The sequence below is a fragment of the Variovorax sp. OV329 genome (genome assembly GCF_900114785.1).
Classification (GTDB): domain Bacteria; phylum Pseudomonadota; class Gammaproteobacteria; order Burkholderiales; family Burkholderiaceae_C; genus Variovorax.
In genome coordinates, this window is sequence record NZ_FOUG01000017.1 from 103,401 (window position 1) to 125,315 (window position 21,915).

The following is a 21,915-nucleotide window of genomic DNA, read 5'->3' on the forward strand; positions in this document are numbered from 1 at the left end:
CGATCGTCGGCCGCTTTGGCGACAGCAGCGCGGCGTTCAGGACATGCCTTCGAGCAGCGACAGGGTCAGCGGGTCGCCGCCGCCGGCGTAGTACTTCTCCAGCGTTGCCCTGAACAGGGGCTCCTCGGGCACCGCGGCAGCAAAGAGCGTCATGCAGGAGCGGAACTTGAGGTCGTCCGGTGAGTGGAAGACCTGGAAAGCGGTGCGCCCCTGCAGCGCCTGGACGAGCGCCGTGCAGTGCGCCAGGCGCGGGCCTAGCACCGCATGCCGCCAGTAGGCCTGCGCCTCGGCGCGCGAGCCGATGCCGTAGTACTGCGCCGTACTGCTGCGGCCCAGTTCGGCCAGTTGCGGGAACACGAACCACATCCAGTGGCTGCGCTTCTCGCCCGCCTCCAGCTCGATGCAGGCCTGCGCGTACACGGGGGCCTGCGCGCGCACGAAGCGCTCCAGTTCGAAGGGGTCGTCCTGCGGCTTGGTCATGATGGGTGCCTCCCGCGTGGCAAAATCGACGGCTGTCTGCCCGTAGCTCAGTTGGATAGAGCACCTGCCTTCTAAGCAGGTTGTCGGGGGTTCGATCCCCTCCGGGCAGGCCAGGTCACCACCCGGCCAGCCTCATACTTTCGGCTGACCGCCAAATGTCGTACGGCTAAGTACGCATATCAAGCCTTTCCCCGCACCCCTATCCTCGCGCACCCGAACTTTGCGCGCGCGCAACTCAATGGATCTGGATTTCATCTATCAGAAGGTGCAGGTGCTCAGCCCCAAGGCGGCGAAGATCGCGCTGCGGATGCTGGACAACGACCCCCATGTTCCCACCGAGTGGGTCCTGGCGCTGCGCCCCGCCCTGAAGATGCGCAGCAACGACGCGGCCTCCTTCGGCGGCACCGACTGGATGACCATGGTGGCGATCGAGCGCCCAGGCATGCGCAAGTTCACCGAACGCTTCGAAAGCCGGGAACAGCGCCACGCCCGGCTGTGGGTCACCAGCCTGCGCAGGGCCTCCCGCGCCGCCCTGCAGGCGCAGCAGAGCGTCTTCCCCGACGACGTCGAAAAAGCGGCCTGACAGGCCGTTGTCTCCGCGCGGGCGCATCGGGTGCGCCCCGGATGGGACATACCCCTAACTGGCAAAACCCGACATTTCGCGGCGCCCCGCTCCTCTACATTCCCGCCACCGACGCGCCGACGGCCGCAGTCGACATTCAAAAAAAAGCGAGACAAGAGGACATGCAAGAGAGCGCACTTTCCACCATCGGCCTGCCCGTGGCGCTGGCCATCATCATGCTGGGCCTGGGCCTGCACCTGCGGGTGGACGACTTCCGCCGCATCTGGCGCGAGCCACGCGCCGTGCTGGTGGGACTGGGCTGCCAGGCCATCCTGCTGCCGGCGATCTGCTTCGGCCTGGTGAAGGCCTTCGCCATGCCGCCCGAACTGGCAGTGGGCATGATGCTGCTGGCCGCCTCGCCAGGCGGCACCACCGCCAATCTCTACTCACACCTGTTCAAGGGCGACGTCGCACTGAACATCTCGCTCACCGCGATCAACAGCGTGCTGGCCATCGTCACCATCCCCCTCATCGTCAATTTGTCGCTGGAGCTCTTCATGGGCCAGCAGCAGTACGTGCCGCTGCAGTTCCGCAAGACGCTGGAGGTGATCGTGCTGATCCTCACGCCGGTGGCCATCGGCATGTTCATCCACGCCCGCTTTCCCGCCACCTCGCGCCGCATGGACAAGCCGGTGAAGATCGCCTCGGCGCTGATCCTGTTCGTGCTGATCATGGCGATCATGGTGCGCGAGCGCGGCAACCTGGCCGAGTACTTCCGCCAGGCCGGCCTTGCGGCGCTGGTGTTCAACCTGGCGAGCATGTTCATCGGCTACTACGCCGGCCGCCTGGCCCGCCTGGGCGAGGCGCAGAGCCGCGCCATCGCCTTCGAGATCGGCGTGCACAACGGCACGCTGGCGATCTTCCTGGCGCTGGCCATCCTGAACAACAGCGCCATGTCGGTGCCCGCGGCGATCTACAGCGTGATCATGTTCATCACCGCGGCCGGCTTCGGCTGGTGGGTGACGCGCAAGCGCCCCGCCGGCGCCGCGGTCGCGGGCACCCATCGCGGCTGAGACTCGCTCAAGCGCCCGGCATCGGTTCGGGCGAAGCCGGCGAACCTGCGGCGCGCAGTCGCTCCATGTCCAGGATCTCGATGCGCCCGTAGCGCAGGCTCAGCGCCCCTTCGCGGGCCAACGACTGCAGTTCCTTGTTCAGCGTGGGCCGGCTCACGCCCAGCATCATGGCCAGGTTGTCCTGCGAGCTCGTGATGTGCGGGCGCCCGCTGGCCGCCTGCGTGAGATCGCCGTGCGCCAGCATCACCAGGCGCCGCGCCACCCGCTCGCGCGTGGACTGCAGGGCCTGGCCCGCCAGCGCCTCGTAGGCCAGGCGAAGGCGTCCCGCGACCAGCCTGGCGATGGCATGCGCGAAGGCCGCCTCCCGCATCAGGATGTCGAAGCTGCCCGCATTCACGGCGGCCAGTTCGCAGTCGTCCAGCACGATGGCGGTGTGGGCGCGCCGCAGGGTGGTGTCCAGCAGCGCGACCTCGCCGAACCAGTTGCCAGGCTCGATCACGGCCAGGATGCCTTCCTTGCCGTCGCTGTGCAGGATGGAGAGCTTCAGGTTGCCGCGGGTCACGCCGAAGAAGGCGGCGGTGGCGGGGCCGATCAGGTCGCCCTGCCGGTACAGCACCTGGCCGGCCGCGAGCCGCATCGGCTGCGCGGCGGCCAGCAGCGCATCGGCCTGGACCTGCGGCAGGCTGAGAAACCAGGGGTTGTCTGGGAATCGGTTCATGTGAGGCGGTGCACACCCGGGGACTAACCCTGCATTGATAAGAAGCTAACAGTCTGGCGTCGGCGGGCTTCGCATCATGTCCGATTCCCCACAACACGACCTCCAGATCGCCATGAGCTCTGTCAGCGCCCCGCCCCGCACCAGTTTCTCCCGCATGGACCAGAGCACCCGCGAGGACTGGCAGATCCTCGGCGCCGAGTTCATGCACCTGGCCGGCCAGCTGCCCGGTCGCGTCATTGCCCACCTGAAGCTGCTGCAGGGCGACTTCGGCGGCTTTCCCATCGACCGCTTGCAGCACTGCCTGCAGACCGCCACGCTGGCGCAGCGCGATGGCCGCGACGAGGAGTACGTGGTGTGCGCCCTGCTGCACGACATCGGCGACACCCTGGGCAGCTACAACCATCCGGACATCGCGGCGGCCATCCTGCAGCCCTTCGTGTCGGAAGAGAATCTGTGGATGGTGAAGCACCACGGCATCTTCCAGGGCCACTACTTCTTCCACCACATCGGCATGGACCGCGACATGCGCGAGCAGTTCAAGGACCATCCCTGCTACGAGCGCACCGCCGAGTTCTGCGCGCTCTACGACAACCCGGCTTTCGATGCCGGCGCAGACACCTTGCCGATCGGGCATTTCGAGCCGATGCTTCGCCGCGTGTTCGCCACGCCCCGCCGCAGCGTCTACAAGACCGAATCCCTGTAACCCCATCCAAGGAGACACGCCATGAACATCCCCTCGCTGAAAGACAAGGTCTCGCCCGAAGAGTGGCAGCTGCGCGTCGACCTGGCCGCCTGCTACCGGCTGGTGGCGCTGTACGGCTGGAGCGACCTGGTCTTCACCCACATCAGCGCGCGCGTGCCGGGGCCGGAGCACCACTTCCTCATCAACCCCTACGGGCTGATGTTCGACGAGATCACCGCGTCCAGCCTCGTGAAGGTCGACCAGGACTGCAACAAGCTCAACGACTCGCCCTTTCCGGTGAACCCGGCCGGCTTCGTGATCCACAGCGCGGTGCACGCGGTGCGCGAGGACGTGCAGTGCGTGCTGCACACCCACACCCGCGCCGGCGTCGCCGTGAGTGCGCAAAAGGACGGCGTGCTGCCCATCAGCCAGCAGTCCACCTTCGTGCTGGCCTCGCTGGCCTACCACGGCTACGAGGGCGTGGCCTTCCGCGACGAGGAAAAGCCGCGCCTGCAGGCCGACCTGGGCAACGCCGACTTCCTCATGCTGCGCAACCATGGCCTGCTCACCTGCGGCAAGACCATCGCCGATGCCTTCCTGTCGATGTATGTGTTCGAGTCCACCTGCCAGATCCAGATTTCGGCGCAGGCCGGCGGCGAGCTCACGCAGGTCGACCCGCGCATCGTCCAGGGCGTGGCGCAGGCCATGAAGGTGCAGACCGGGGGCATGGGCGGGCAGTTCGCCTGGCCGGCGCTGCTGCGCAAGCTGGACCGCACCGACGACAGCTTCCGCCAATAAGAAGAAGTGTGGAAAGCGCGCGCGACAATGCGCGCTTTCCAACGATCCTGGAGGGACACAGAATGACCCAGCGCCACTGGCTCGCCTCGTACGGCGAGGTGCCGGCCGACATCAACCCCGACGCCTACCCCTCGGTGGTCGCCCTGGCCGAAGACGCCATGGCCCGCTACGCCGGCAAGACCGCCTTCGTGGGGGCGGGCCAGGCACTGAGCTACGCCGACATCGATGCGCTCTCGCGCGACTTCTGCGCCTGGCTGCAGAGCGTGGGCGTGATCAAGGGCGACCGCGTGGCGGTGATGCTGCCCAACATCATGGCCTTCCCGGTGGCCTTCCTGGGCATCGCCCGGGCCGGCGCGGTGCAGGTCAACGTCAATCCGCTCTACACGCCGCGCGAGCTGGAGCACCAGCTGGTGGACTCGGGCAGCGAAGCCATCGTCATCTACGCGGACGCGCTGCCCACGCTGGCCGGCATCCTCGCGAAGACGCCGGTCAAGCGCGTGATCGTGGCGCCCCGCCCCGGCGCGGGTGACGCGCTGGGCCGCGGCAGCGAGGTGCCGGCCACCATCGAAGGCTCGGTGGGCTTCAACGATGCGCTTGCCGCGGGCGCCAGGCTGGAACGCCAGCCGGTGCAGCTCGCCGGCGACGACCTGCTCTTCCTGCAATACACCGGCGGCACCACCGGCCCCAGCAAGGGCGCGGCCCTGTCGCACCGCAACCTGGTGGCCAACACCGAGCAGTTCAAGGCCTTCATGCGGGTGGCCACGCGGCCGGGCGAAGAGACCATCGTCACGGCCATTCCGCTCTATCACATCTTCGCGCTGATGGTGAATTTCATCACCTACTTCTCGGTGGGCGCGGAGAACTGGCTGGTGCCCAACCCGCGCGACGGGGAGGCCTTCGTCGGCGTGCTGGAGCGCGCCCGGCCCACCGTCTTCATGGGTGTGAACACGCTCTACGCCGGCCTCACGCAGCACCCGCGCCTGGGCCAGCTGGACTGGTCGCGGCTGCGCCTGGCCGGCGGTGGCGGCGCGGCGGTGATCCGCACCGTGTCCGACCGCTGGAAGTCGCTCACCGGCGTCTTCATCCGCGAGGGCTACGGCCTGTCGGAAACCTCGCCGGTGCTCTCCTTCAACCCGGTCTACATCAACGAATTCACCGGCACCACCGGGCTGCCGCTGCCTTCCACCGACATCAAGCTGCTGGGCGACGAGGACGAGGAAGTGCCGGTCGGCCAGCCCGGCGAGATCTGCGCAAAAGGCCCGCAGGTCATGGGCGGCTACTGGCAGAAGCCCGAGGCCAACGCCGCCGCCTTCACCGACGACGGCTATTTCCGCACCGGCGACGTGGGCGTGTTCGACGCCAAAGGTTTCCTCAAGATCGTCGACCGCAAGAAGGACATGATCATCGTCTCGGGCTTCAACGTGTACCCGAACGAGGTGGAGGAAGTGGCCACCGCCTGCCCCGGCGTGGCCGAATGCGCCTGCATCGGGGTGCCCGACGAGAAGACCGGCGAGGCGGTGCGCCTGTTCGTGGTGAAGGCGCCCGGCGCCAGCGTGGACGAGGCGCAGCTCATCGCCCACTGCCGCGCCGCCATGGCCGCCTACAAGGTGCCGAAGACGGTGACTTTCGTCGACGCGCTCCCCAAGTCCACCGTGGGCAAGATCCTGCGGCGCGACCTGCGCACCCTCGCCTGAGCCCGAGGCTGACGCGCGGCGTCAGTCTCTTCCGGCAGCGCTGACGGCGTGGGCGCGACTGAATGGGAGCGTGTCCGTCCTCGCCCCATCTTCCCCGCCCGTGCAGCGCGCGCCGCGTGCACCGGTCCGGGCCACGCACGAGCAGTTGCGCCAGGCGACCAACGCCTGCCGCGAATGCCCCATCGGCGAGCACGCCACCCAGTCGGTGATCGGCGAAGGCGCGCTGCGCGCCCGGCTGATGCTGGTGGGCGAGCAGCCCGGCGACCAGGAAGACCTGCAAGGCCGCCCCTTCGTCGGCCCTGCCGGCCGCCTTCTGCAGCGGGCCTTCGAGGAACTGGGCTGGCAGCGCGAAAAGCTCTACCTCACCAACGCGGTCAAGCACTTCAAGTTCCAGCTGCGCGGCAAGCGCCGCATGCACAAGACGCCCGGCCAGCGCGAGGCCCAGGCCTGCCTGCACTGGCTCGAGATCGAAGTGCAGATGGTGCGCCCGCGCGCACTCGTGGCCCTGGGCGCGACCGCGGCCCGGTCGCTGCTGGGCCGTCCAATCTCGGTGATGCAGATGCGCGGCCAGTGGATCGACAGCCGCTTCGGCCCGCCCATGCTGGTCACACTGCATCCTTCCGCGCTGCTGCGCGGCGACCCGCTGCGCCGCGAATCGACCTGGGACGCGTGGTTGCGCGACCTGTCGGCGGCCGCCTCCGTGCTGGCCTGACGCGGCCGGCGACTACGCGTGCCCGGCGTGCGAGCCCACAGCCGCACAGGCAGCTTGCGGTTCACCATCGCGGCGCGGCCATGGCGGCCCCGACTACCCGAAGAAGAAGCACCCCCATGAAATTCATCCTCCGCCTCTACGCCGTGGCCCATGGCTTCATGGCGCTGCTCTTCGCCGGCGCCGGCCTGATGCTGGTGGCCGCGGCAGCCCGGGCCGGCTGGCTGGCCAGCTTCGGCGACTGGGACTACGCCGCCTCCGAAGGCATGGTGGAGGCCATGGGCGTGCTGGCTGCCGCCGTGGTGGCCATGCAGATCTCGCAGACCATCGCCGAGGAGGAAGTGATCCGCGACGCCCACATCAGTGCGCCGACGCGGGTGCGCCGCTTTCTCTCGCGCTTCATGGTGGTGATCGTCGTGGCGATCGCGGTGGAGGCGTTGGTCACCATTTTCAAGGCGCGTTCCGAGCCGCAACTGATGCTGCACGCCGCCGCGCTGGTCGTGGCCGTGGGCGCGCTGCTGGTGGGCTGGGGCGTCTTCATCCGCCTGAACCGCTCGGCCGAGGAACTGGAGCCAGAAGCCATGGCCGAGGCGAAGGAAGAAGACCGCAAGCTCCAGTAGGTCAAGCCGCCAGCACTTGATGCCGGCGGGCCGAGGGCCCATGCTGGGCCCCATGACGCACGAACCGTCCTTTCCGCGCCGCAAGGTGGCCGCGGCACTGGTGGTCTTCCCCGCCCTGTGCCTGGGCCTCGCCCGCGCCCAGACCGGCGCGCGCCGGCCGACGCCGCGCCAGACCGAAGGCCCCTTCTACCCCGTCCAGTTCCCGGTCGACAGCGACAACGACCTGTTGCGCAACGGCACGCTGCAATACGGCAAGGGCGAGGCCGCCTGGGTCGAGGGCACGGTGGCCGACCTGCAGGGCCGGCCGCTGGCCGGGGCCACGGTCGAAATCTGGCAATGCGACGAGGCCGGCCACTACCACCACCCAGGCGATGGCGGGAAGGCGGATCCGGCCTTCCAGGGCTTCGGCAAGGTGCAGGCCGATGCCGACGGCCGCTGGCGCTTTCGCACGCTCAAGCCGGTGCCCTACGCCGGCCGAACGCCGCACATCCACGTCAAGGTCAAGCAGGACAGCCGGGAACTCCTGACCACTCAGCTGTATGTGCAGGGCGCCGCCGGCAACGAGCGCGACTTCCTTTGGCGCAGCCTGTCGCCGGAAGACCGCGCCGCCCTCACCCGCCCCTTCGAGCCCGCCGACCAGGGCTTGACCGCCCGATTCCCGATCTACCTCGCAGCCTGAGGCCGAGACAGCCGGGCGCGCGCAGAAGGCGCGACGCCGGTAGACTGCCGGCCAGTGCGCGGCATTGCCGCGAGACGCATCCGTTCGCCGACCCAGGAGGTCTGTCTCTCCATGGCCCCGCCCCGCTCCCGCTCCGCCCGCCTGCCCTCGCACCCATCCGCGCCGCGCGCCGCCGCTGGTCCGGTGCGCCTGGCCGACGCGCGCTCGGAGGCCGAGTTGTGCGAGCGCGTGCTGCGTGAAGCGCGGCGGCTGCTGGGGCCTCAGCGCCTGCTCCTGCTGCTCGAAGGCGGCGATGGGCGCCTGCACATCGCGGCCGAGCGCCTGCCGCGCGGCGAGGACGGCGAGGCGCTGCTGCGTGCCGTCGGCCACTGGCTGGGCGAGGCCCGGGCCATGGGCGAACCCCGGTTGCGGCACGGCCCCGACGGGGTTGCGCCGGCCGCCCAGCGTTCCTGCCTGGTCGCGCCGCTCAAGGGAAGCACCGGCGTCCTGGGCCATCTCTATGCCGACATCGAGGGCAGGCGCGGCCGCTACGAAGCGGCGCATTGCGAACTGCTGAACCTGATCGCCCAGCAGGCGGCGCAGGGCCTGGAGGGCTTGCGCGAATGCAATTCGCTGAAGTGCCAGCTCGAGTCCGGCGCCACCGAACTGGCGCGCCGCAAGAGCGAGCTGGACCTGATCAACAGCATCCAGCAGGGCATGACGCGGCGCCTGGGCTTCGACGCCATCATCCAGCTGGTGGGCGACAAGCTGCGCGAGATGTTCGACAGCGGCGACGTCAGCATCATGTGGTGGGAGCACGAGAGCAACCACGTGCGCGCGGTGTACCGCTACGAGCACAACCGCCCGCTGCCGCTGACGCCCCCGCGTCCCCTCAAGCCTGGCGAGCCCTTGGACCTGATGCTGCACTCGCGCCACGCCGGCGTGACCAACACCCGCGAGGAGCAGACGAAGCTGGGCCTCAAGCCCCATCCGGGCACCGACTGGGCCCACTCCATAGCCGCGGTACCCATCATCGGCAGCGAGCGCGCGCTGGGCGTGATCGGCCTGCAGAACCACGAGCGCGAGTACGCCTTCGGCCCGCACGAGATCCGCCTGCTGGAGACCGTGGCCACCGGCATGGGTCTGGCGCTGGAGAACGCGCAGCTCTTCGACGAGATCCGCCAGCGCGCCCGGGACACGCGCGAGGCCCTGGCGCATCAGACCGCCGCCGCCGAGGTGCTGCAGGTCATCGGCAGTTCCGTGGCCGACACCGGCCCGGTGTTCGACAAGATCCTGGAGTGCTGCGAGCGGCTGTTCGAAGCCGCCTCCTTCTCCCTCCTGATGAAGGACGAGCAAGGCAGGCTCGCGCTGGTCAGGCGCCGCACCACGAGCGCCGGGCGCAGCCAGATGGGCGCCGAGGCGGCCGACGCGCTCGACCGCGTGCTCGCGTCCTCCAACCCCACGCCCGTGGACGGCACCTCCGCGGAGATCGCCTTCCGCACCGGCGAGCTCTACGAGGTGGCCGACGTGCTGAACGACCCGAACGCGCCTCGCGTCATGCGCCTGCATGCGCAGAAGATGGGCCGCAGCTACGCCAACCTGGCGGCGCCGCTCATCTGGGAAGGACGCGGCATTGGCGTGCTGAGCATGCAGCGCCTCGAACTGGGCCCCTTCCGCCCGGGTGAGCGCGCCCTGCTCGAGACCTTTGCCGATCAGGCCGTGATCGCCATCCAGAACGCACGCCTGTTCAAGGAGACACAAGAGGCGCTGGAGCAGCAGACCGCCATCTCCCAGATCCTGGGCGTCATCAGCAGTTCACCCACGCAGACCCAGCCGGTGTTCGACGCCATCGTGACGGCTTGCCAGCGGCTGTTCGCAGGCCGCGCCGTGGCCTTCTCGATTCCGCGCAACGGCATGATCGAGGTGGTGGCCTTTGCCGACGACGGTACCCGTGGCGATCGCGAGGGCGGCTTCCTCAAGCCCTGGCCGCTGGACCGCGGCAGCGCCGCCGGCGCCTGCATGCTCGATGCGCGTGTGATCAACGTGGCCGACACCGCCGAGGGCGTCAAGGAGTTCCCGCGCATGCAGGACCTGGCGATCGCGCTGGGCTACAAATCGGGCCTGTTCATCCCGCTGCTCAAGGGCCAGCACGCCGTCGGCTGCATCGGCGTGCTGCGCGGGCAGACCGGCGCCTTCGGCGAGAAGGAAATCCAGCTCGCGCGCACCTTCGCCGACCAGGCGGAGATCGCCATCGAGAACACCCGCATGTTCAACGAGACGCACGAGGCGCTGGAGCAGCTCACCGCCACTGCCGACGTGCTGCAGGTGATCAGCGGCTCCATGGCCGATCCGCAGCCGGTGTTCGACAAGATCCTGGAAAGCTGCCAGCGCCTGTTCTCCAGCGCGCAGATGGGCATCTCGCTGGTCAAGGACGGCCACATGGTGCTGGGCGCGCACCGCGGCTCGGCGCGCGAGGTGCTGGAGAAGTTCTATCCGCGCCCGGTCATGCCCTCCAAGCCCGGCGGCGTGCAGTGGGGCCCCGACGTGCTGCACGTGCCCGACGCGCTGGCCGACGAGCACCTGCCCGAGTTCATGCGCGAGATCGCCAAGGCGATCGGCAACTACGCGGTGCTGGTCGCACCGCTGATGTGGCAGGGCGAGGACATCGGTTCGATCCACGTCACGCGCCAGCCGACCGGCCCCTTCAGCGCGAAGGACATCAAGCTGCTGAAGACCTTTGCCGACCAGGCAGTGGTGGCGATCCAGAACGCGGCCCTGTTCAAGCAGACCCAGGAGGCCCGAGCCGCGGCCGAGTCGGCCAACGAGGCCAAAAGCGCCTTCCTGGCCACCATGAGCCACGAGATCCGCACGCCGATGAATGCGGTGATCGGCATGAGCGGCCTGCTGCTGGACACCCGGCTCGATGCCGAGCAGCAGGACTACGTCTCCACGATCCGCGAGTCGGGCGATGCGCTCCTGACCATCATCAACGACATCCTCGACTACTCGAAGATCGAGGCCGGCCGCATGGAGATCGAGCAGCAGCCCTTCGAACTGCGCGACTGCGTCGAATCGGCCATGGACCTGGTGAGCACCCGCGCCACCGAGAAGCACCTGGACCTGGCCTACGTGTTCGAAGGCGAGGTGCCGCTGGCCATCCGCGGCGACCTGGCGCGGCTGCGGCAGATCCTGTTGAACCTGCTGTCCAACGCGGTCAAGTTCACCGAGGGTGGCGAGGTGGTGCTGAGCATGCGCGCGCAGCGCCAGCCCACGGGGATGCAGCGCCTGACCTTCTCGGTGCGCGACACCGGCATCGGCCTCACGCCGCAGGGCATGGCGCGGCTGTTCCAGTCCTTCTCGCAGGCCGATTCCAGCACCACCCGCAAATACGGCGGCACCGGCCTGGGCCTGGCCATCAGCCGGCGGCTGACCGAACTGATGGGCGGCACCATGTGGGCCGAGAGCGAGGGCCCGGGCCGCGGCGCCACCTTCCACTTCAGCATCGAGGCGCCCGCGGCGCAGGTGCCGCCCAGCCGGCGCCACGAGGTGCTGGGCGTGCAGGCGCAGCTTCAGGGCCGGCGCTTGCTGGTGGTGGACGACAACGCCACCAACCGCCGCGTGCTGTCGCTCCAGGCGGCCAAGTGGGGGATGGAATCGCTGCCGGTGGAGCTGCCGCTGGAGGCGTTGCGCGTGCTGGAGTCCGGCGAGGCCTTCGACCTGGCCATCCTCGACATGCACATGCCCGAGCTGGACGGCGTGGAGCTGGCGCGGCGCATCCGACAGTTGCGCCCCGACCTGCCCCTGGTGCTGTTCAGCTCGCTGGGCCGGCGCGAATCGGGCGATGCGGAAAAGCTCTTCGACGCCTTCCTGTCCAAGCCGATCCGCCAGTCGCAGCTCTTCGACACGCTCATGAACCTGCTGGCCAGCCAGGCGCCGGCCAAGTCGCGGGCCGGGCGCGCCAAGTCCGCCGCCGGCGCCGACGAGCGCAAGCCCCAGATCGACCCCGAGATGGGCCAGCGCCATCCGCTGCGCATCCTGCTGGCCGAGGACAACGCGGTGAACCAGAAGCTGGCGCTGCGCCTCCTGCAGCAGATGGGCTACCGCGCCGACCTGGCGTCCAACGGCGTCGAGGCGGTCGAGGCCGTGGCCCGCCAGGCCTACGACGTGGTGCTGATGGACGTGCAGATGCCCGAGCTCGACGGCCTGGATGCCACCCGCCAGATCTGCCGGATGCTGGCGACCGGCGAGCGCCCCAGCATCGTCGCCATGACCGCCAACGCCATGCAGGGCGACCGCGAGATGTGCATCGCCGCCGGCATGGACGACTACATCACCAAGCCGATCCGCGTGGACCGGCTGATCGAAGCGCTGGCCCGCGTGCCGGCCAACACCAAGGGACTGACTGCATGAGTCTTCAACCGCCCGTGGCCTGCCGGCCTTGCACCGCAGCGCCAGGCACGGAGCTTTTCCAATGACCGACATCATCGATACCGCCGCCTGGTCCGAGCTGGAACAGACCGCCGGCGCCGACTTCGTGGGCGAGCTGGTCCAGACCTTCCTGGAAGAGGCGCCCACCCTGCTGCAAGCGTTGCGCGACGCCTTCGCCGCCGGCGATGCCGATGCGTTCCGCCGCAACGCGCACTCGCTCAAATCCAACGGCCTGACCTTTGGTGCCCTGGGTTTCGCCGCCAAGGCACGCGCCCTGGAGCAAGGCGGGCTGCCCGCCGCCACGCAGGCCGCGCTCGACGAGCTGCACGACGACTGGCAAGGCGTGGTCGTCGCCCTGGAGGAGCGCATCGGCAATGGCTGAACCCGAATCCAACCCGGCCCGCCTGCTGGTGGTGGACGACAACAAAGTCAACCGCATGCTGCTCACCCGCGGGCTCGAGCAGCAGGGCCACCGCGTGGCCTGCGCCGAGAACGGCCGCATCGCCCTGGAAATGCTGCAGGAGGGCGAGTTCGACCTCATGCTGCTGGACATCGAGATGCCCGAGATGAATGGCTTCCAGGTGCTGGAGCGTCTCTCCGGCGACCCGCGCCTGCGCGACCTGCCGGTGGTGGTCACCTCCTCGCTGGAAGAGATGGCCGGCGTGGTGCGCTGCATCGAGTTGGGCGCGGAGGACTACCTGCACAAGCCGGTCAATGGCGTCCTGCTCAAGGCCCGAGTCGACGCCAGCCTGGAGAAGAAGCGCCTGCGCGACATGCAGAAGGACATGGTGCGGCGCTTCGCCACCTCCGAGGTGGCGCAGGATCTGCAGCAGTCGGGCTTCGCGCTGGGTGGCCGACGGGTGGAGGGCACGGTGATGTTCGCCGACATCCGCGGCTTCACCTCGCTGGTGGAATCGACGCCGCCGGAAGAGACCATCGAGCTGCTCAACACCTGGTATGCGCTGATGTTCGAGGCCATCAACAAGCATGGCGGCGTGGTCAACCAGATGATCGGCGACGGCCTCATGTGCATCTTCGGCGCGCCGCTGCCCATGGACGACCATGCGGCTCAGGCGGTGCACGCGGCGCTGGACATGGTGGCGATGCTTCAGGTGCTCAACAACCAGCGCACTTCGGCAGGCAAGCCGCTCCTTCGCATCGGCGTGGGCATTGCCACCGGCGAGATGGTGGCCGGCTACACGGGCACGCAGTCGCGTGCCACCTACACCTGCATCGGCAACACGGTGAACCTGGCGGCGCGTCTGGAGTCGCACACCAAGGAGGTGGGCCGCATGATCCTCATCGACCCCGACACCTGCCAGGCCGTGGGTGGCCGTTGCGAGACGGAAGCGCTCGGCAGGGTACACCTGCGCGGCAAGGCGGCGCCGGTGGAAGTGTTCGCGGTGCACGGGGCCGCCTGAAGACATTGCAGCAGTGATGGAGCTCCTTTCCGATCCCGCGACTTGGGTGGGCCTGGCAACCCTGGTCGTGCTGGAGATCGTGCTGGGCATCGACAACCTGCTGTTCATCGCCATCCTGGTCGAGAAGCTGCCGCCTGCCCAGCGGGACCGCGCACGGCTCATCGGCCTGAGCCTGGCACTGTTCATGCGGCTGGCGCTGCTGGCGGCCATCTCCTGGCTGTCCAAGCTCACCAGGCCGCTCTTCGGCCTGGGCGACTTCTCCTTCTCGGGACGCGACCTGATCCTGCTGGGCGGCGGCCTGTTCCTGCTCTTCAAGGCCACCTCCGAACTGCACGAACGGCTGGAAGGCCTGCCGCACTCGGGCGAACGCTCCACGGCGCACGCGGGCTTCGGCTTGGTGGTGGCGCAGATCGTGGTGCTCGACGCGGTGTTCTCGCTCGACTCGGTGATCACCGCGGTGGGCATGGTCAACGAGCTGCCGGTGATGATGGCCGCGGTGATCATCGCGGTGGGCGTGATGCTGGTGGCCTCGGGGCCGCTGGCGCGCTTCGTCAGCATGCATCCGACCGTCGTGGTGCTGTGCCTGAGCTTCCTGCTGATGATCGGCCTGAGCCTGGTGGCCGACGGCCTGGGCTTCCACATGCCCAAGAGCTACCTGTACGCGGCCATCGGCTTCTCCATCCTCATCGAGTTCTTCAACCAGTGGGCCCGGCGAAACCAGGCCCGCCACCTGGCCCAGCGGCCGCTGCGCGAGCGCACCGCCGAGACCGTGCTGCGCCTGCTGGGGAGCCGCGCGCAGGCTGGCGCGGGCATCGATGCGGGCACGCCCGCCGATGCGCAGGCGGTTGGCGCGCCGGCCTTCGCCGCCGAGGAACGCCACATGGTCAGCGGCGTGCTCACCCTGGCCGAGCGCACGGTGCGCACCATCATGACTCCGCGCGCCGACATCTCCTGGGTCGACCTGGAAGACCCGCCAGATGCGGTGCGAGCCCAGCTGCTCGAATCGCCGCACGGCATGCTCCCCGTGTGCCGCGGCTCGCTGGACGCCGTGGTGGGCGTGGGCCGCTCTAACGAGCTGCTCGCCGCCCTGTTCACGCACGGCCACCTGCCGCCCGAGGGCCCGCACCTGCGCCCGCCCATCTACCTGCCCGAGGGCACCACCGCCATCCGCGCCATCGACGTGCTGCGCCAGGCGCGCGGCCAGCTCGCGCTGGTCAGCGACGAGCACGGCACGCTCAAGGGCCTGGTCACGCCCATCGACGTGCTGGAGGCGATCGCCGGCGAGTTTCCCGACGAGGACGAGGGCCTGGAGATCCAGCAGGTGGACGCTTCCAACTGGCGCGTGGCCGGCAGCGCCGACCTGCACCAGCTGGAGCAGGAACTGGAGACCAGCGGCCTGGTCAGCGAGGAGGACCGCTACGTCTCGCTGGCGGGCTACCTGCTCGACAACTTCGGGCGGCTGCCGCGCGCCGGCGAGACCTGGCGCCACGAGGACCTGTGCTTTCGCGTGGACGAAGTGGATGCTCAGCGCATCCGCTTCGTCAGCATCCGGCGCGTGCAGCCCGAGGAAGAACCGGGCTGATTCCAGGACCTTGTTTTTTTCAGCGCTTCGCAATCAGCCGGCGCGGCCCGGCTCCCTCGTCGCCCAGCTTGTCCAGCGGATTGCGGAGCCTGCAGCGGTCGATCGACAGGCAGCCGCAGCCGATGCAGTCGTCCAGTTGATCGCGCAGCTTCTTCAACTGCGCCAGGCGCTCGTCCAGTTCGGCCCGCCAGTTGGCAGACAGGCGCGTCCAGTCTGCGCGGCTGGGCGCGCTGGCGGCCGGCAAGGCCTCCAGAGCAGTGGCGATGTCCGCCAGCGGAATGCCCACCCGCTGCGCCACGCGGATGAAGGCCACGCGCCGCAGCACCGCCCGCGCATAGCGGCGGTGGTTGCTCTCGGTGCGCTCGCTGTGGATCAGGCCCTTGCCCTCGTAGAAGTGCAGTGTCGACACCGCCACGCCACTGCGCTGCGCCACCTCGCCCACGCTGAGCGTGGCGGCCATGCCTTCGGGAAGTCGGATCTGCATGAGGGGCTCGGGATGAAAGTGCTTGACCTCAACTTTAGTTGAGGTTTGAGACTTCGCACCCGGTGCGGCCCAAAGCCCGCACGAATCATCTCGTCAATGAACGAAGGAGCCCTTCATGGCATCGCAGATTTCCGGATCCGTCTACCGCATCGACAAGTTCGCCGTCCCCGCCGACGCCCTGCCCGCCTTTCTCAAGCGGCTGCACTGGATCGACCAGGCCGTGGCCGCCCTGCCTGGCTGCCGGCAGAACCGCGTGATGACCGAGCGCAGCGGCAGTGAGTTCAACGTCGCCACGCTGGTGGAATGGAACAGCCCCGAGGCGCTGGCCGCGGCCCGCGCGCAGATCAGCCGCCGGTACGCGGAGGAAGGCTTCGACCCCACCGACTTCATGAAACGGCTGGGCGTGCGAGCCGACATGGGCCTTTTTTCGGGCGCCTGAGCCTCAGGGCACCGAAGCGTCCGGGTCGAATCGCCGGCGCAGGCGCAGCACGCCGCTGTCTACGGTGGTGAGCACGGGCACGGCCAGCCGCTCGCGAAGCAGCGGCGCAGCGCGCGCCAGGCTGAACTGCGCCAGTGCGATCACCTCGGCGCCACGCTCGACCAGGGCCTGCGCACCTGCAAGTGCCGCGGCGTCGTGCGCCCCGACATCGCCGGCGTTCAGCGCCGCCATCGCATCGCCGGCCAGTTGCACATCGAGCGAAACGCCAGCCGGAAACTCGGGCGGCATGCTGGTCAGCGTGGGCGCGAAGCTGGCGAGCAGGCCGATACGCCGGCCGCTCTTCGCCGCCTCGTCGATCATGGCCTCGTTGGGCTTGAGCACAGGCATGTCCGGATGCTGCGCCGCCACCGCCTCGATGCAGGGGCCGAAGGCCGAGCAGGTGAAGAGGATCGCGTCGGCGCCGCAGGCCACCGCGTAGTTGCCCAGCGTGGCGAAGCGCTGGTGCATCGCCTCGTCCAGGCCACCGCCGCGCAGCGCCAGGTCGCCCGAGAGGCTGTCGTCCAGCAGGTGCATGCGCCGGGCCTGCGGCCACAGGCGTTCGAAGGCCTGGTTGATCGGGGCCATCGAATGGACGAGCGCATGGATCAGCGCGATGCGTGGCGGCGAGGCGGGTGGCGTCATTTCCGCAGGATAGCCGCGTCGGATCAGTCCAGCTTCACGTTGGCCTGGCGGATCACCTTGCCCCACATGGCCCGGTCCGCCTCGATGAAGGCAGCGAATTCGGCCGGCGAGTTGCAGCGCAGCTCGCCGCCGTAGTCGCGCCACTTCCTGGCGAGTTCTTCGGACTGGCAGGCCTTGCGCATGGCTGCGCTCAGCTTCTCCAGGATGGGCTTGGGCGTGCCGGCCGGCGCGAGCACGCCTTGCCAGGCGATGGGCGCGTAGTCGGGCAGCCCCGACTCGGCGAAGGTGGGCGTGTCGGGGAAGCTGGGGTGGCGCTCCTTGCCGGTGATGGCCAGCAGCTTGAGCTTGCCCGCGCGGATGTTGCTGGCCGCCGCCGGCAGGCCGTCGAACATGGCCTGCACCTGGCCGGCCATGAGGTCGACATAGGGGCTGTTGCTGTTGTAGGGCACCAGGTTGGTCTTCACGCCCGCCAGGTCGTTGAACCAGATGGCCGACAGGTGCGAATAGCTGCCGATGCCCGCCGTGGCCACCGTCACCGAATCCGGCCTGGCCTTGAGCTCGGCGATGAGCGCCTTCGCATCCTTGGCCGGCAGGCCGGGCGTGGCGATGAGGCCTGTGTTGAGCACCCCCAGCAGGCTCACCGGCGCGAAATCCTTCTCCGCATTGAAGGGCAGCTTGCTGTAGAGGTGCGGCACCACCGACAGCGAACTCGTGGTGCCGATGTAGAGCGAGTAGCCATCGGCCGGCGCCTTGGCCGCCACCTCGGTGCCGATGATGTTGGACGCGCCGGGACGGTTCTCCACGAAGAAGGACTGGCCCAGGATCTTGGTCAGCTCCGCCGCGATCTCGCGCGCATTCGCATCCGGCCCGCTGCCTGCCGGGAAAGGGGCAATGATGCGCACCGGCTTCGTCGGGTAGTCGGCCTGGGCGGCCGCGCCGGCGGCCATCGCCGCCATCACCACGCCTGCCAGCCAGCGGCCGGCGCCCTTGTTCAGAACCTTCATCTGTTGTCTCCAGGTGGGAATGCGTGCCACTTGCACGTGTCGCCATGATACGAATAACGCTAGTATTGTCAAATTATGAGAATATGAATATCATTTCTCCATCGCATCGGCTGGTTCGATGCCTGTTTATCGCAAGGAGACATTGGAGATGAGCAAAAAGACCCCTTCGGATCTGCAGTTCAGCCACTTCGGGCTGTACGTGCGCGACCTGCCCCGCATGGCCGCCTTCTACAAGCAGGCCCTGCGCTTCACGCAGACCGACGCGGGCGACCTGGGCACGGTGCAACTGGTCTTTCTCAGCCGCGACCCGGCCGAGCACCACCAGCTGGTGCTGGCCACCGGCCGGCCGGAAGCACTGCCCTTCAACGTGGTCAACCAGATCTCCTTCCGCGTGCCCGACATCGCCACGCTGCGCCGCTTCCACGACCGCCTGTTGGCGCACGGCGCGAGCGACATGCACCCGGTGACGCATGGCAACGCGGTCTCCATCTACTGCCGTGACCCGGAGGGCAACCGCCTGGAGCTCTTCATGGACACGCCCTGGTACTGCGAGCAGCCGCTGCGCGAGCCCATCGACATCGCGCAGCCGGACGAAGCCATCCTGGCGCAGGCCGAGGCCATCGCGAAGCGCTTCCCCAAGTTCATGAGCCGTGCCGAATGGCAGGCCGAGGTCGCGCGCCGCATGCAGGAAGACCAGCGTGGCGACTGAGTTCGACGTCGCCATCGCCGGCCTCGGCCCCACCGGCGCGACGCTGGCGAACCTGCTGGGCGCGGCCGGCCTCTCGGTGCTGGTGCTGGACAAGGAAGCCGGCGTCTTCCCGCTGCCGCGCGCCATCCATTTCGACGGCGAGGTGCTGCGCATCCTGCAGAGCGCCGGCCTGCGCGACGAGGTGCTGGCCATCGCCCGGCCCGGCACGCAGGGCATGCATTTCGTCAACGCCGCCGGCGAGACCCTGCTGATCCGCGGCGGCACCGCGGCGCTGGGTCCGCACGGCTGCGCCAACAACTACTACTTCCATCAACCTGAGCTGGAAACCGTGCTGCGCGCCGGCCTCTCGCGCTTCCCGAAAGTGGAGGTGCGGCTGAACCATGAGCTGCTGGCGCTGGAACAGGACGCGCACGGGGTGCGCTTCGACCTGCGCGACCGCATCACCGGCAATCAGATCCAGCAACGCGCCCGCTATCTGGTCGGCTGCGACGGCGCCCGCTCGCCGGTGCGCCAGCACATGGGCAGCGCCCTGGTCGACCTGGGCCTGCGCCAGCCCTGGCTGGTGTTCGACGTGGTGCTCGATGAGGCCGTGGACCTGCCCACCCACACCGTGCAGTACTGCGACCCCGCCCGCCCCATGACCTACTGCAACGTGGTGGGCAACCGGCGGCGCTGGGAGATCATGGTGATGCCGGGCGACGACCGCGAGGCGCTGGTGCGCCCCGAGTCCCTGTGGAAGCTGGTCGCGCCCTGGGTGCGCCCGGAGCAGGCGACGCTGGAGCGCGCGGCCATCTACACCTTCCACTCCGTCATCGCCGAAGGCTGGCGCCAGGGCCGCCTGCTGCTCGCCGGCGATGCCTGCCACCAGACGCCGCCCTTCCTCGGCCAGGGCATGTGCGCCGGCATCCGCGATGCGGCCAACCTGGCGTGGAAGCTCGAAGCCGTGCTCACACGCCAGGCCCCGCCCGAACTGCTCGACACCTACGAGAGCGAGCGGGCCCCGCACGTGCGCTCGCTCATCGAGCTCGCGGTGCGCCTGGGCGACATCATCCAGACCACCGACCCGCAACTGGCGGCGCAGCGCGACGCGCGCTTCGCCGCCGGCCGCCCCGAGATCTTCGAGCTGCCGCCGCAGATGCTGGGCCGCGGCGCCTTCGACGAGGCCGCACCCGACTCGCCCGCCGGCCGGCCCTTTCCGCAGCCGCGCCTGCCGGACGGCCGCCTGCTCGACGAGCTGCTGGGCCGGCGCAGCGCCGTGATCGGCCGCGCCGACGCGTTGGCTGCCGCCTGCCCCGCCACGCTCGAGCGCTGGCAGCGCGCCGGTGCCATCGTCATCGACCAGCCGGCCGCGCCGCTGTCCGAGTGGCTCGAAGCCCACCAGGCCCGTGCGGTGATACTGCGGCCCGACCGATATATCGTCGGCATCGCGCGCACGGGGCCGGAACTGGATCGCATCTCGCAATACCTCCCTGTCGCGCCATGAAGAAGAACACGACGACAAGAAGGAGCCTGCGTGGCCGCTGCCGAAAAATCCATGTCCAGCCTGGGCCGCATGCTGGCCGTGCTCGACCTGTTCGACGACACCCACCTCACGCGCACCGCCGACGACATCTCGGCGCAGCTGGAAGTCTCCCTGCCCACCGGCTACCGCTACGTGCGGCTGCTGCTGGAGGCGGGCCTGCTGCAGCGGGTGGAGGATTCGCACTACGCGCTGGGGCCGCGCATCATCGTGCTGGACCACTACATCAAGAAGGCCGACCCGGTGCTGCGCGAAGGCATCCCGGTGATGCGCGAGCTGGTGGCCGCCACCGGCTTCGACTGCGTGGTGTCGGGCCTGTTCGGGCACCAGGTGCTGGACACGCACCGCGAAATGGGCAGCACCCCGCCGGCACTGGCCTACGGACGCGGCCGGCCGCGGCCGCTGTTCCAGGGCGCGGCGCCCAAGGTGCTGCTCTCCACCTTCACCTCACCGCAGCTGCGCAAGCTCTTCGATGCGCGGCAGAAGGAGGCGGTGAAGAGCGGCCTGCCCGGCGAGTGGAGCGAATTCCGGCGCCACTTCGCGGCCATCCGCAAGGCGGGGCACTACGTTTCCATCGGGGAGCTGGAGCCGCAGCTGGCGGCCATCGCGGCGCCCATTCTCAAGCACGACGGGGGCGCGTGGGCGGCCCTGTCGCTCGTCTTCGACACCTCTCGCCTGGCCATCGTCGACATCGACAAGCTGGTGTCGCTGATCACCGAGGCCGCAGGCCGGATCGGAGGTCGGCTGGCGTAGATCCATTTCCTTCACTTCACTCACTGACAGCAGGTACGACGGCATGAAACTCATCAGCTTCCAATACAACAGCATCGACAGCTACGGCGCGGTGCAAGGCGAACGCGTGGTCGACCTCGGCGCGGTCTTCGGCGCGCGCGCGCCCGACCTCAAGGCGCTGATCGCCGCCGGCCTGGTGGCCGAGGCCGCCAACGCCGCCGCGAACGCGAAGGTCAGCCTGCCCCTGAGCGAAGTGAAGCTGCTGCCGGTGATCCCCAACCCGGGCAAGATCATCTGCGTGGGCCTGAACTACGGCGAGCACGTGCGCGAGACCGGCCGCGAGATCACCGAGAAGCCCGCCCTCTTCCTGCGCGTGTCCGACTCGCAGCTCGCGCATGGCGAGGACATCATGCTGCCGCGCGAATCGACACGGCTGGACTACGAGGGTGAGATCGCCATCGTCATCGGCCAGGGCGGCCGCCGCATCGCCGAAGCCGACGCCTGGAAGCACATCGCCGGATACGCCTGCTACAACGACGGCACCATCCGCGACTGGCAGTCCGCCACCACGCAGTGGACCGCCGGCAAGAATTTCTGGCGCACCGGCGGCTTCGGCCCCTGGATGGTCACGCGCGACGAGATCGCCGACGACCGGGTGATGACCCTCGTCACGCGCCTGAACGGCCAGGAGATGCAGCGCACCACCACCGACAAGATGATTCACAGCATCCCGGCGCAGATCGCGCACATCTCGGCCTTCACGCCGCTGCATCCGGGCGACGTCATCGTGACCGGCACGCCCGGTGGCGTGGGTGCCAAGCGCAACCCGCCCGTGTGGATGAAGGCAGGCGACGTGGTGGAGATCGACGTGGACGCGATCGGCGTGCTGCGCAACGGCGTGCGCGCCGAGTAAACAAGGATG

Annotated in this window: 22 protein-coding genes and 1 tRNA gene; 18 read left to right on the plus strand and 5 right to left on the minus strand. The window is 69.0% G+C overall.

All coding sequences use genetic code 11. The annotated features are described in order from the left end of the window. Positions 1 to 36 precede the first annotated feature (36 nt). The gene (locus tag BM345_RS23475; RefSeq protein WP_093384424.1) at positions 37 to 480 is read right to left on the minus strand and encodes a DUF1810 domain-containing protein; all 444 of its coding nucleotides are present in this window, start codon (positions 478 to 480) and stop codon (positions 37 to 39) included. A 36-nt stretch (positions 481 to 516) separates the two neighbouring features. Here BM345_RS23475 and BM345_RS23480 point away from each other — a divergent pair. From BM345_RS23480 to BM345_RS23490, 3 genes are all read left to right on the plus strand, one after another. Continuing rightward, a tRNA-Arg gene (locus tag BM345_RS23480) sits at positions 517 to 593 on the plus strand. 125 nt (positions 594 to 718) lie between these two features. Continuing rightward, positions 719 to 1,063: a hypothetical protein gene (locus tag BM345_RS23485; protein ID WP_093384427.1), complete on the plus strand. Its 345-nt coding sequence runs from the start codon at positions 719 to 721 to the stop codon at positions 1,061 to 1,063. 161 nt (positions 1,064 to 1,224) lie between these two features. Continuing rightward, a complete protein-coding gene (locus BM345_RS23490; RefSeq protein WP_093384429.1) occupies positions 1,225 to 2,115 on the plus strand; it encodes a bile acid:sodium symporter family protein in 891 nt (296 codons plus the stop codon). Between the two features lie 7 nt (positions 2,116 to 2,122). Here the strand turns inward: BM345_RS23490 and BM345_RS23495 are convergent, their stop codons facing one another. After that, on the minus strand, positions 2,123 to 2,833 hold the full coding sequence (locus BM345_RS23495; protein ID WP_093384432.1) for a Crp/Fnr family transcriptional regulator: 711 nt from the start codon (positions 2,831 to 2,833) through the stop codon (positions 2,123 to 2,125). A gap of 112 nt (positions 2,834 to 2,945) precedes the next feature. Between BM345_RS23495 and BM345_RS23500 the strand changes: the two genes are divergently transcribed. From BM345_RS23500 to BM345_RS23545, 10 genes are all read left to right on the plus strand, one after another. Next, entirely contained in the window at positions 2,946 to 3,536 is a 591-nt protein-coding gene (locus tag BM345_RS23500; protein WP_093384529.1) for an HD domain-containing protein, read from the plus strand. Between the two features lie 21 nt (positions 3,537 to 3,557). After that, positions 3,558 to 4,313 carry a class II aldolase/adducin family protein gene (locus BM345_RS23505; protein WP_093384435.1) on the plus strand — a complete coding sequence of 252 codons (756 nt, stop codon included), beginning with the start codon at positions 3,558 to 3,560 and terminating at the stop codon, positions 4,311 to 4,313. A gap of 62 nt (positions 4,314 to 4,375) precedes the next feature. Beyond that, the gene (locus BM345_RS23510; RefSeq protein WP_093384438.1) at positions 4,376 to 6,007 is read left to right on the plus strand and encodes an AMP-binding protein; all 1,632 of its coding nucleotides are present in this window, start codon (positions 4,376 to 4,378) and stop codon (positions 6,005 to 6,007) included. A 70-nt stretch (positions 6,008 to 6,077) separates the two neighbouring features. Further along, the gene (locus tag BM345_RS23515) at positions 6,078 to 6,719 is read left to right on the plus strand and encodes a UdgX family uracil-DNA binding protein (protein WP_093384441.1); all 642 of its coding nucleotides are present in this window, start codon (positions 6,078 to 6,080) and stop codon (positions 6,717 to 6,719) included. A gap of 116 nt (positions 6,720 to 6,835) precedes the next feature. Continuing rightward, positions 6,836 to 7,336, plus strand: coding sequence for a hypothetical protein (locus BM345_RS23520; RefSeq protein WP_093384443.1), 501 nt, complete (start codon positions 6,836 to 6,838; stop codon positions 7,334 to 7,336). Positions 7,337 to 7,388: 52 nt separating this feature from the next. Further along, complete coding sequence (locus BM345_RS23525; protein WP_093384532.1) at positions 7,389 to 8,015, plus strand: dioxygenase family protein; 627 nt, start codon at positions 7,389 to 7,391, stop codon at positions 8,013 to 8,015. Between the two features lie 111 nt (positions 8,016 to 8,126). Beyond that, the gene (locus tag BM345_RS23530) at positions 8,127 to 12,404 is read left to right on the plus strand and encodes a GAF domain-containing protein (protein WP_093384446.1); all 4,278 of its coding nucleotides are present in this window, start codon (positions 8,127 to 8,129) and stop codon (positions 12,402 to 12,404) included. A 61-nt stretch (positions 12,405 to 12,465) separates the two neighbouring features. Further along, complete coding sequence (locus BM345_RS23535; RefSeq protein WP_093384449.1) at positions 12,466 to 12,804, plus strand: Hpt domain-containing protein; 339 nt, start codon at positions 12,466 to 12,468, stop codon at positions 12,802 to 12,804. After that, positions 12,797 to 13,843 carry an adenylate/guanylate cyclase domain-containing protein gene (locus BM345_RS23540; protein WP_093384451.1) on the plus strand — a complete coding sequence of 349 codons (1,047 nt, stop codon included), beginning with the start codon at positions 12,797 to 12,799 and terminating at the stop codon, positions 13,841 to 13,843. Before BM345_RS23535 ends, BM345_RS23540 begins: the two co-directional genes overlap by 8 nt. A gap of 16 nt (positions 13,844 to 13,859) precedes the next feature. Next, positions 13,860 to 15,425 carry a TerC family protein gene (locus tag BM345_RS23545; RefSeq protein ID WP_093384454.1) on the plus strand — a complete coding sequence of 522 codons (1,566 nt, stop codon included), beginning with the start codon at positions 13,860 to 13,862 and terminating at the stop codon, positions 15,423 to 15,425. Between the two features lie 19 nt (positions 15,426 to 15,444). On the opposite strand, the gene soxR is transcribed toward BM345_RS23545, so the two are convergent. Next, on the minus strand, positions 15,445 to 15,909 hold the full coding sequence (gene soxR, locus BM345_RS23550; RefSeq protein ID WP_093384457.1) for a redox-sensitive transcriptional activator SoxR: 465 nt from the start codon (positions 15,907 to 15,909) through the stop codon (positions 15,445 to 15,447). 115 nt (positions 15,910 to 16,024) lie between these two features. On the opposite strand from soxR, the gene BM345_RS23555 reads away from it, so the two are divergent. Continuing rightward, positions 16,025 to 16,348, plus strand: a complete 324-nt coding sequence (locus BM345_RS23555; RefSeq protein ID WP_093384459.1) for an FNR family transcription factor — start codon at positions 16,025 to 16,027, stop codon at positions 16,346 to 16,348. Positions 16,349 to 16,351: 3 nt separating this feature from the next. Here BM345_RS23555 and BM345_RS23560 read toward each other — a convergent pair whose 3' ends face one another. Both BM345_RS23560 and BM345_RS23565 read right to left on the minus strand, forming a co-directional pair. Then, positions 16,352 to 17,029: an aspartate/glutamate racemase family protein gene (locus BM345_RS23560; RefSeq protein WP_093384462.1), complete on the minus strand. Its 678-nt coding sequence runs from the start codon at positions 17,027 to 17,029 to the stop codon at positions 16,352 to 16,354. A gap of 23 nt (positions 17,030 to 17,052) precedes the next feature. Next, positions 17,053 to 18,033, minus strand: coding sequence for a Bug family tripartite tricarboxylate transporter substrate binding protein (locus BM345_RS23565; RefSeq protein ID WP_093384465.1), 981 nt, complete (start codon positions 18,031 to 18,033; stop codon positions 17,053 to 17,055). 148 nt (positions 18,034 to 18,181) lie between these two features. On the opposite strand from BM345_RS23565, the gene BM345_RS23570 reads away from it, so the two are divergent. From BM345_RS23570 to BM345_RS23585, 4 genes are read left to right on the plus strand one after another with little or no spacing between them, the layout of a single operon-like run. Further along, positions 18,182 to 18,742 carry a VOC family protein gene (locus tag BM345_RS23570; RefSeq protein ID WP_093384468.1) on the plus strand — a complete coding sequence of 187 codons (561 nt, stop codon included), beginning with the start codon at positions 18,182 to 18,184 and terminating at the stop codon, positions 18,740 to 18,742. Beyond that, positions 18,732 to 20,225: a bifunctional 3-(3-hydroxy-phenyl)propionate/3-hydroxycinnamic acid hydroxylase MhpA gene (locus BM345_RS23575; protein WP_093384470.1), complete on the plus strand. Its 1,494-nt coding sequence runs from the start codon at positions 18,732 to 18,734 to the stop codon at positions 20,223 to 20,225. The genes BM345_RS23570 and BM345_RS23575 overlap by 11 nt, the downstream gene beginning before the upstream one ends. A 30-nt stretch (positions 20,226 to 20,255) precedes the next feature. Beyond that, positions 20,256 to 21,014 carry an IclR family transcriptional regulator gene (locus tag BM345_RS23580; protein ID WP_254789948.1) on the plus strand — a complete coding sequence of 253 codons (759 nt, stop codon included), beginning with the start codon at positions 20,256 to 20,258 and terminating at the stop codon, positions 21,012 to 21,014. 43 nt (positions 21,015 to 21,057) lie between these two features. Further along, a complete protein-coding gene (locus BM345_RS23585; RefSeq protein ID WP_093384476.1) occupies positions 21,058 to 21,906 on the plus strand; it encodes a fumarylacetoacetate hydrolase family protein in 849 nt (282 codons plus the stop codon). Positions 21,907 to 21,915 lie beyond the last annotated feature (9 nt).

Excerpts from the sequence above, each read along its gene's own strand:
- BM345_RS23545 (WP_093384454.1), top strand. The coding sequence starts at position 13,860 with ATGGAGCTCCTTTCCGATCCCGCGACTTGGGTGGGCCTGGCAACCCTG.
- BM345_RS23560 (WP_093384462.1), bottom strand. The coding sequence starts at position 17,029 with ATGACGCCACCCGCCTCGCCGCCACGCATCGCGCTGATCCATGCGCTC.
- BM345_RS23495 (WP_093384432.1), bottom strand. The coding sequence starts at position 2,833 with ATGAACCGATTCCCAGACAACCCCTGGTTTCTCAGCCTGCCGCAGGTC.
- BM345_RS23535 (WP_093384449.1), top strand. The coding sequence starts at position 12,466 with ATGACCGACATCATCGATACCGCCGCCTGGTCCGAGCTGGAACAGACC.
- BM345_RS23500 (WP_093384529.1), top strand. The coding sequence starts at position 2,946 with ATGAGCTCTGTCAGCGCCCCGCCCCGCACCAGTTTCTCCCGCATGGAC.
- BM345_RS23510 (WP_093384438.1), top strand. The coding sequence starts at position 4,376 with ATGACCCAGCGCCACTGGCTCGCCTCGTACGGCGAGGTGCCGGCCGAC.
- soxR (WP_093384457.1), bottom strand. The coding sequence starts at position 15,909 with ATGCAGATCCGACTTCCCGAAGGCATGGCCGCCACGCTCAGCGTGGGC.
- BM345_RS23490 (WP_093384429.1), top strand. The coding sequence starts at position 1,225 with ATGCAAGAGAGCGCACTTTCCACCATCGGCCTGCCCGTGGCGCTGGCC.
- BM345_RS23555 (WP_093384459.1), top strand. The coding sequence starts at position 16,025 with ATGGCATCGCAGATTTCCGGATCCGTCTACCGCATCGACAAGTTCGCC.
- BM345_RS23540 (WP_093384451.1), top strand. The coding sequence starts at position 12,797 with ATGGCTGAACCCGAATCCAACCCGGCCCGCCTGCTGGTGGTGGACGAC.
- BM345_RS23525 (WP_093384532.1), top strand. The coding sequence starts at position 7,389 with ATGACGCACGAACCGTCCTTTCCGCGCCGCAAGGTGGCCGCGGCACTG.
- BM345_RS23520 (WP_093384443.1), top strand. The coding sequence starts at position 6,836 with ATGAAATTCATCCTCCGCCTCTACGCCGTGGCCCATGGCTTCATGGCG.
- BM345_RS23505 (WP_093384435.1), top strand. The coding sequence starts at position 3,558 with ATGAACATCCCCTCGCTGAAAGACAAGGTCTCGCCCGAAGAGTGGCAG.
- BM345_RS23570 (WP_093384468.1), top strand. The coding sequence starts at position 18,182 with ATGAGCAAAAAGACCCCTTCGGATCTGCAGTTCAGCCACTTCGGGCTG.
- BM345_RS23530 (WP_093384446.1), top strand. The coding sequence starts at position 8,127 with ATGGCCCCGCCCCGCTCCCGCTCCGCCCGCCTGCCCTCGCACCCATCC.
- BM345_RS23565 (WP_093384465.1), bottom strand. The coding sequence starts at position 18,033 with ATGAAGGTTCTGAACAAGGGCGCCGGCCGCTGGCTGGCAGGCGTGGTG.
- BM345_RS23485 (WP_093384427.1), top strand. The coding sequence starts at position 719 with ATGGATCTGGATTTCATCTATCAGAAGGTGCAGGTGCTCAGCCCCAAG.
- BM345_RS23585 (WP_093384476.1), top strand. The coding sequence starts at position 21,058 with ATGAAACTCATCAGCTTCCAATACAACAGCATCGACAGCTACGGCGCG.
- BM345_RS23475 (WP_093384424.1), bottom strand. The coding sequence starts at position 480 with ATGACCAAGCCGCAGGACGACCCCTTCGAACTGGAGCGCTTCGTGCGC.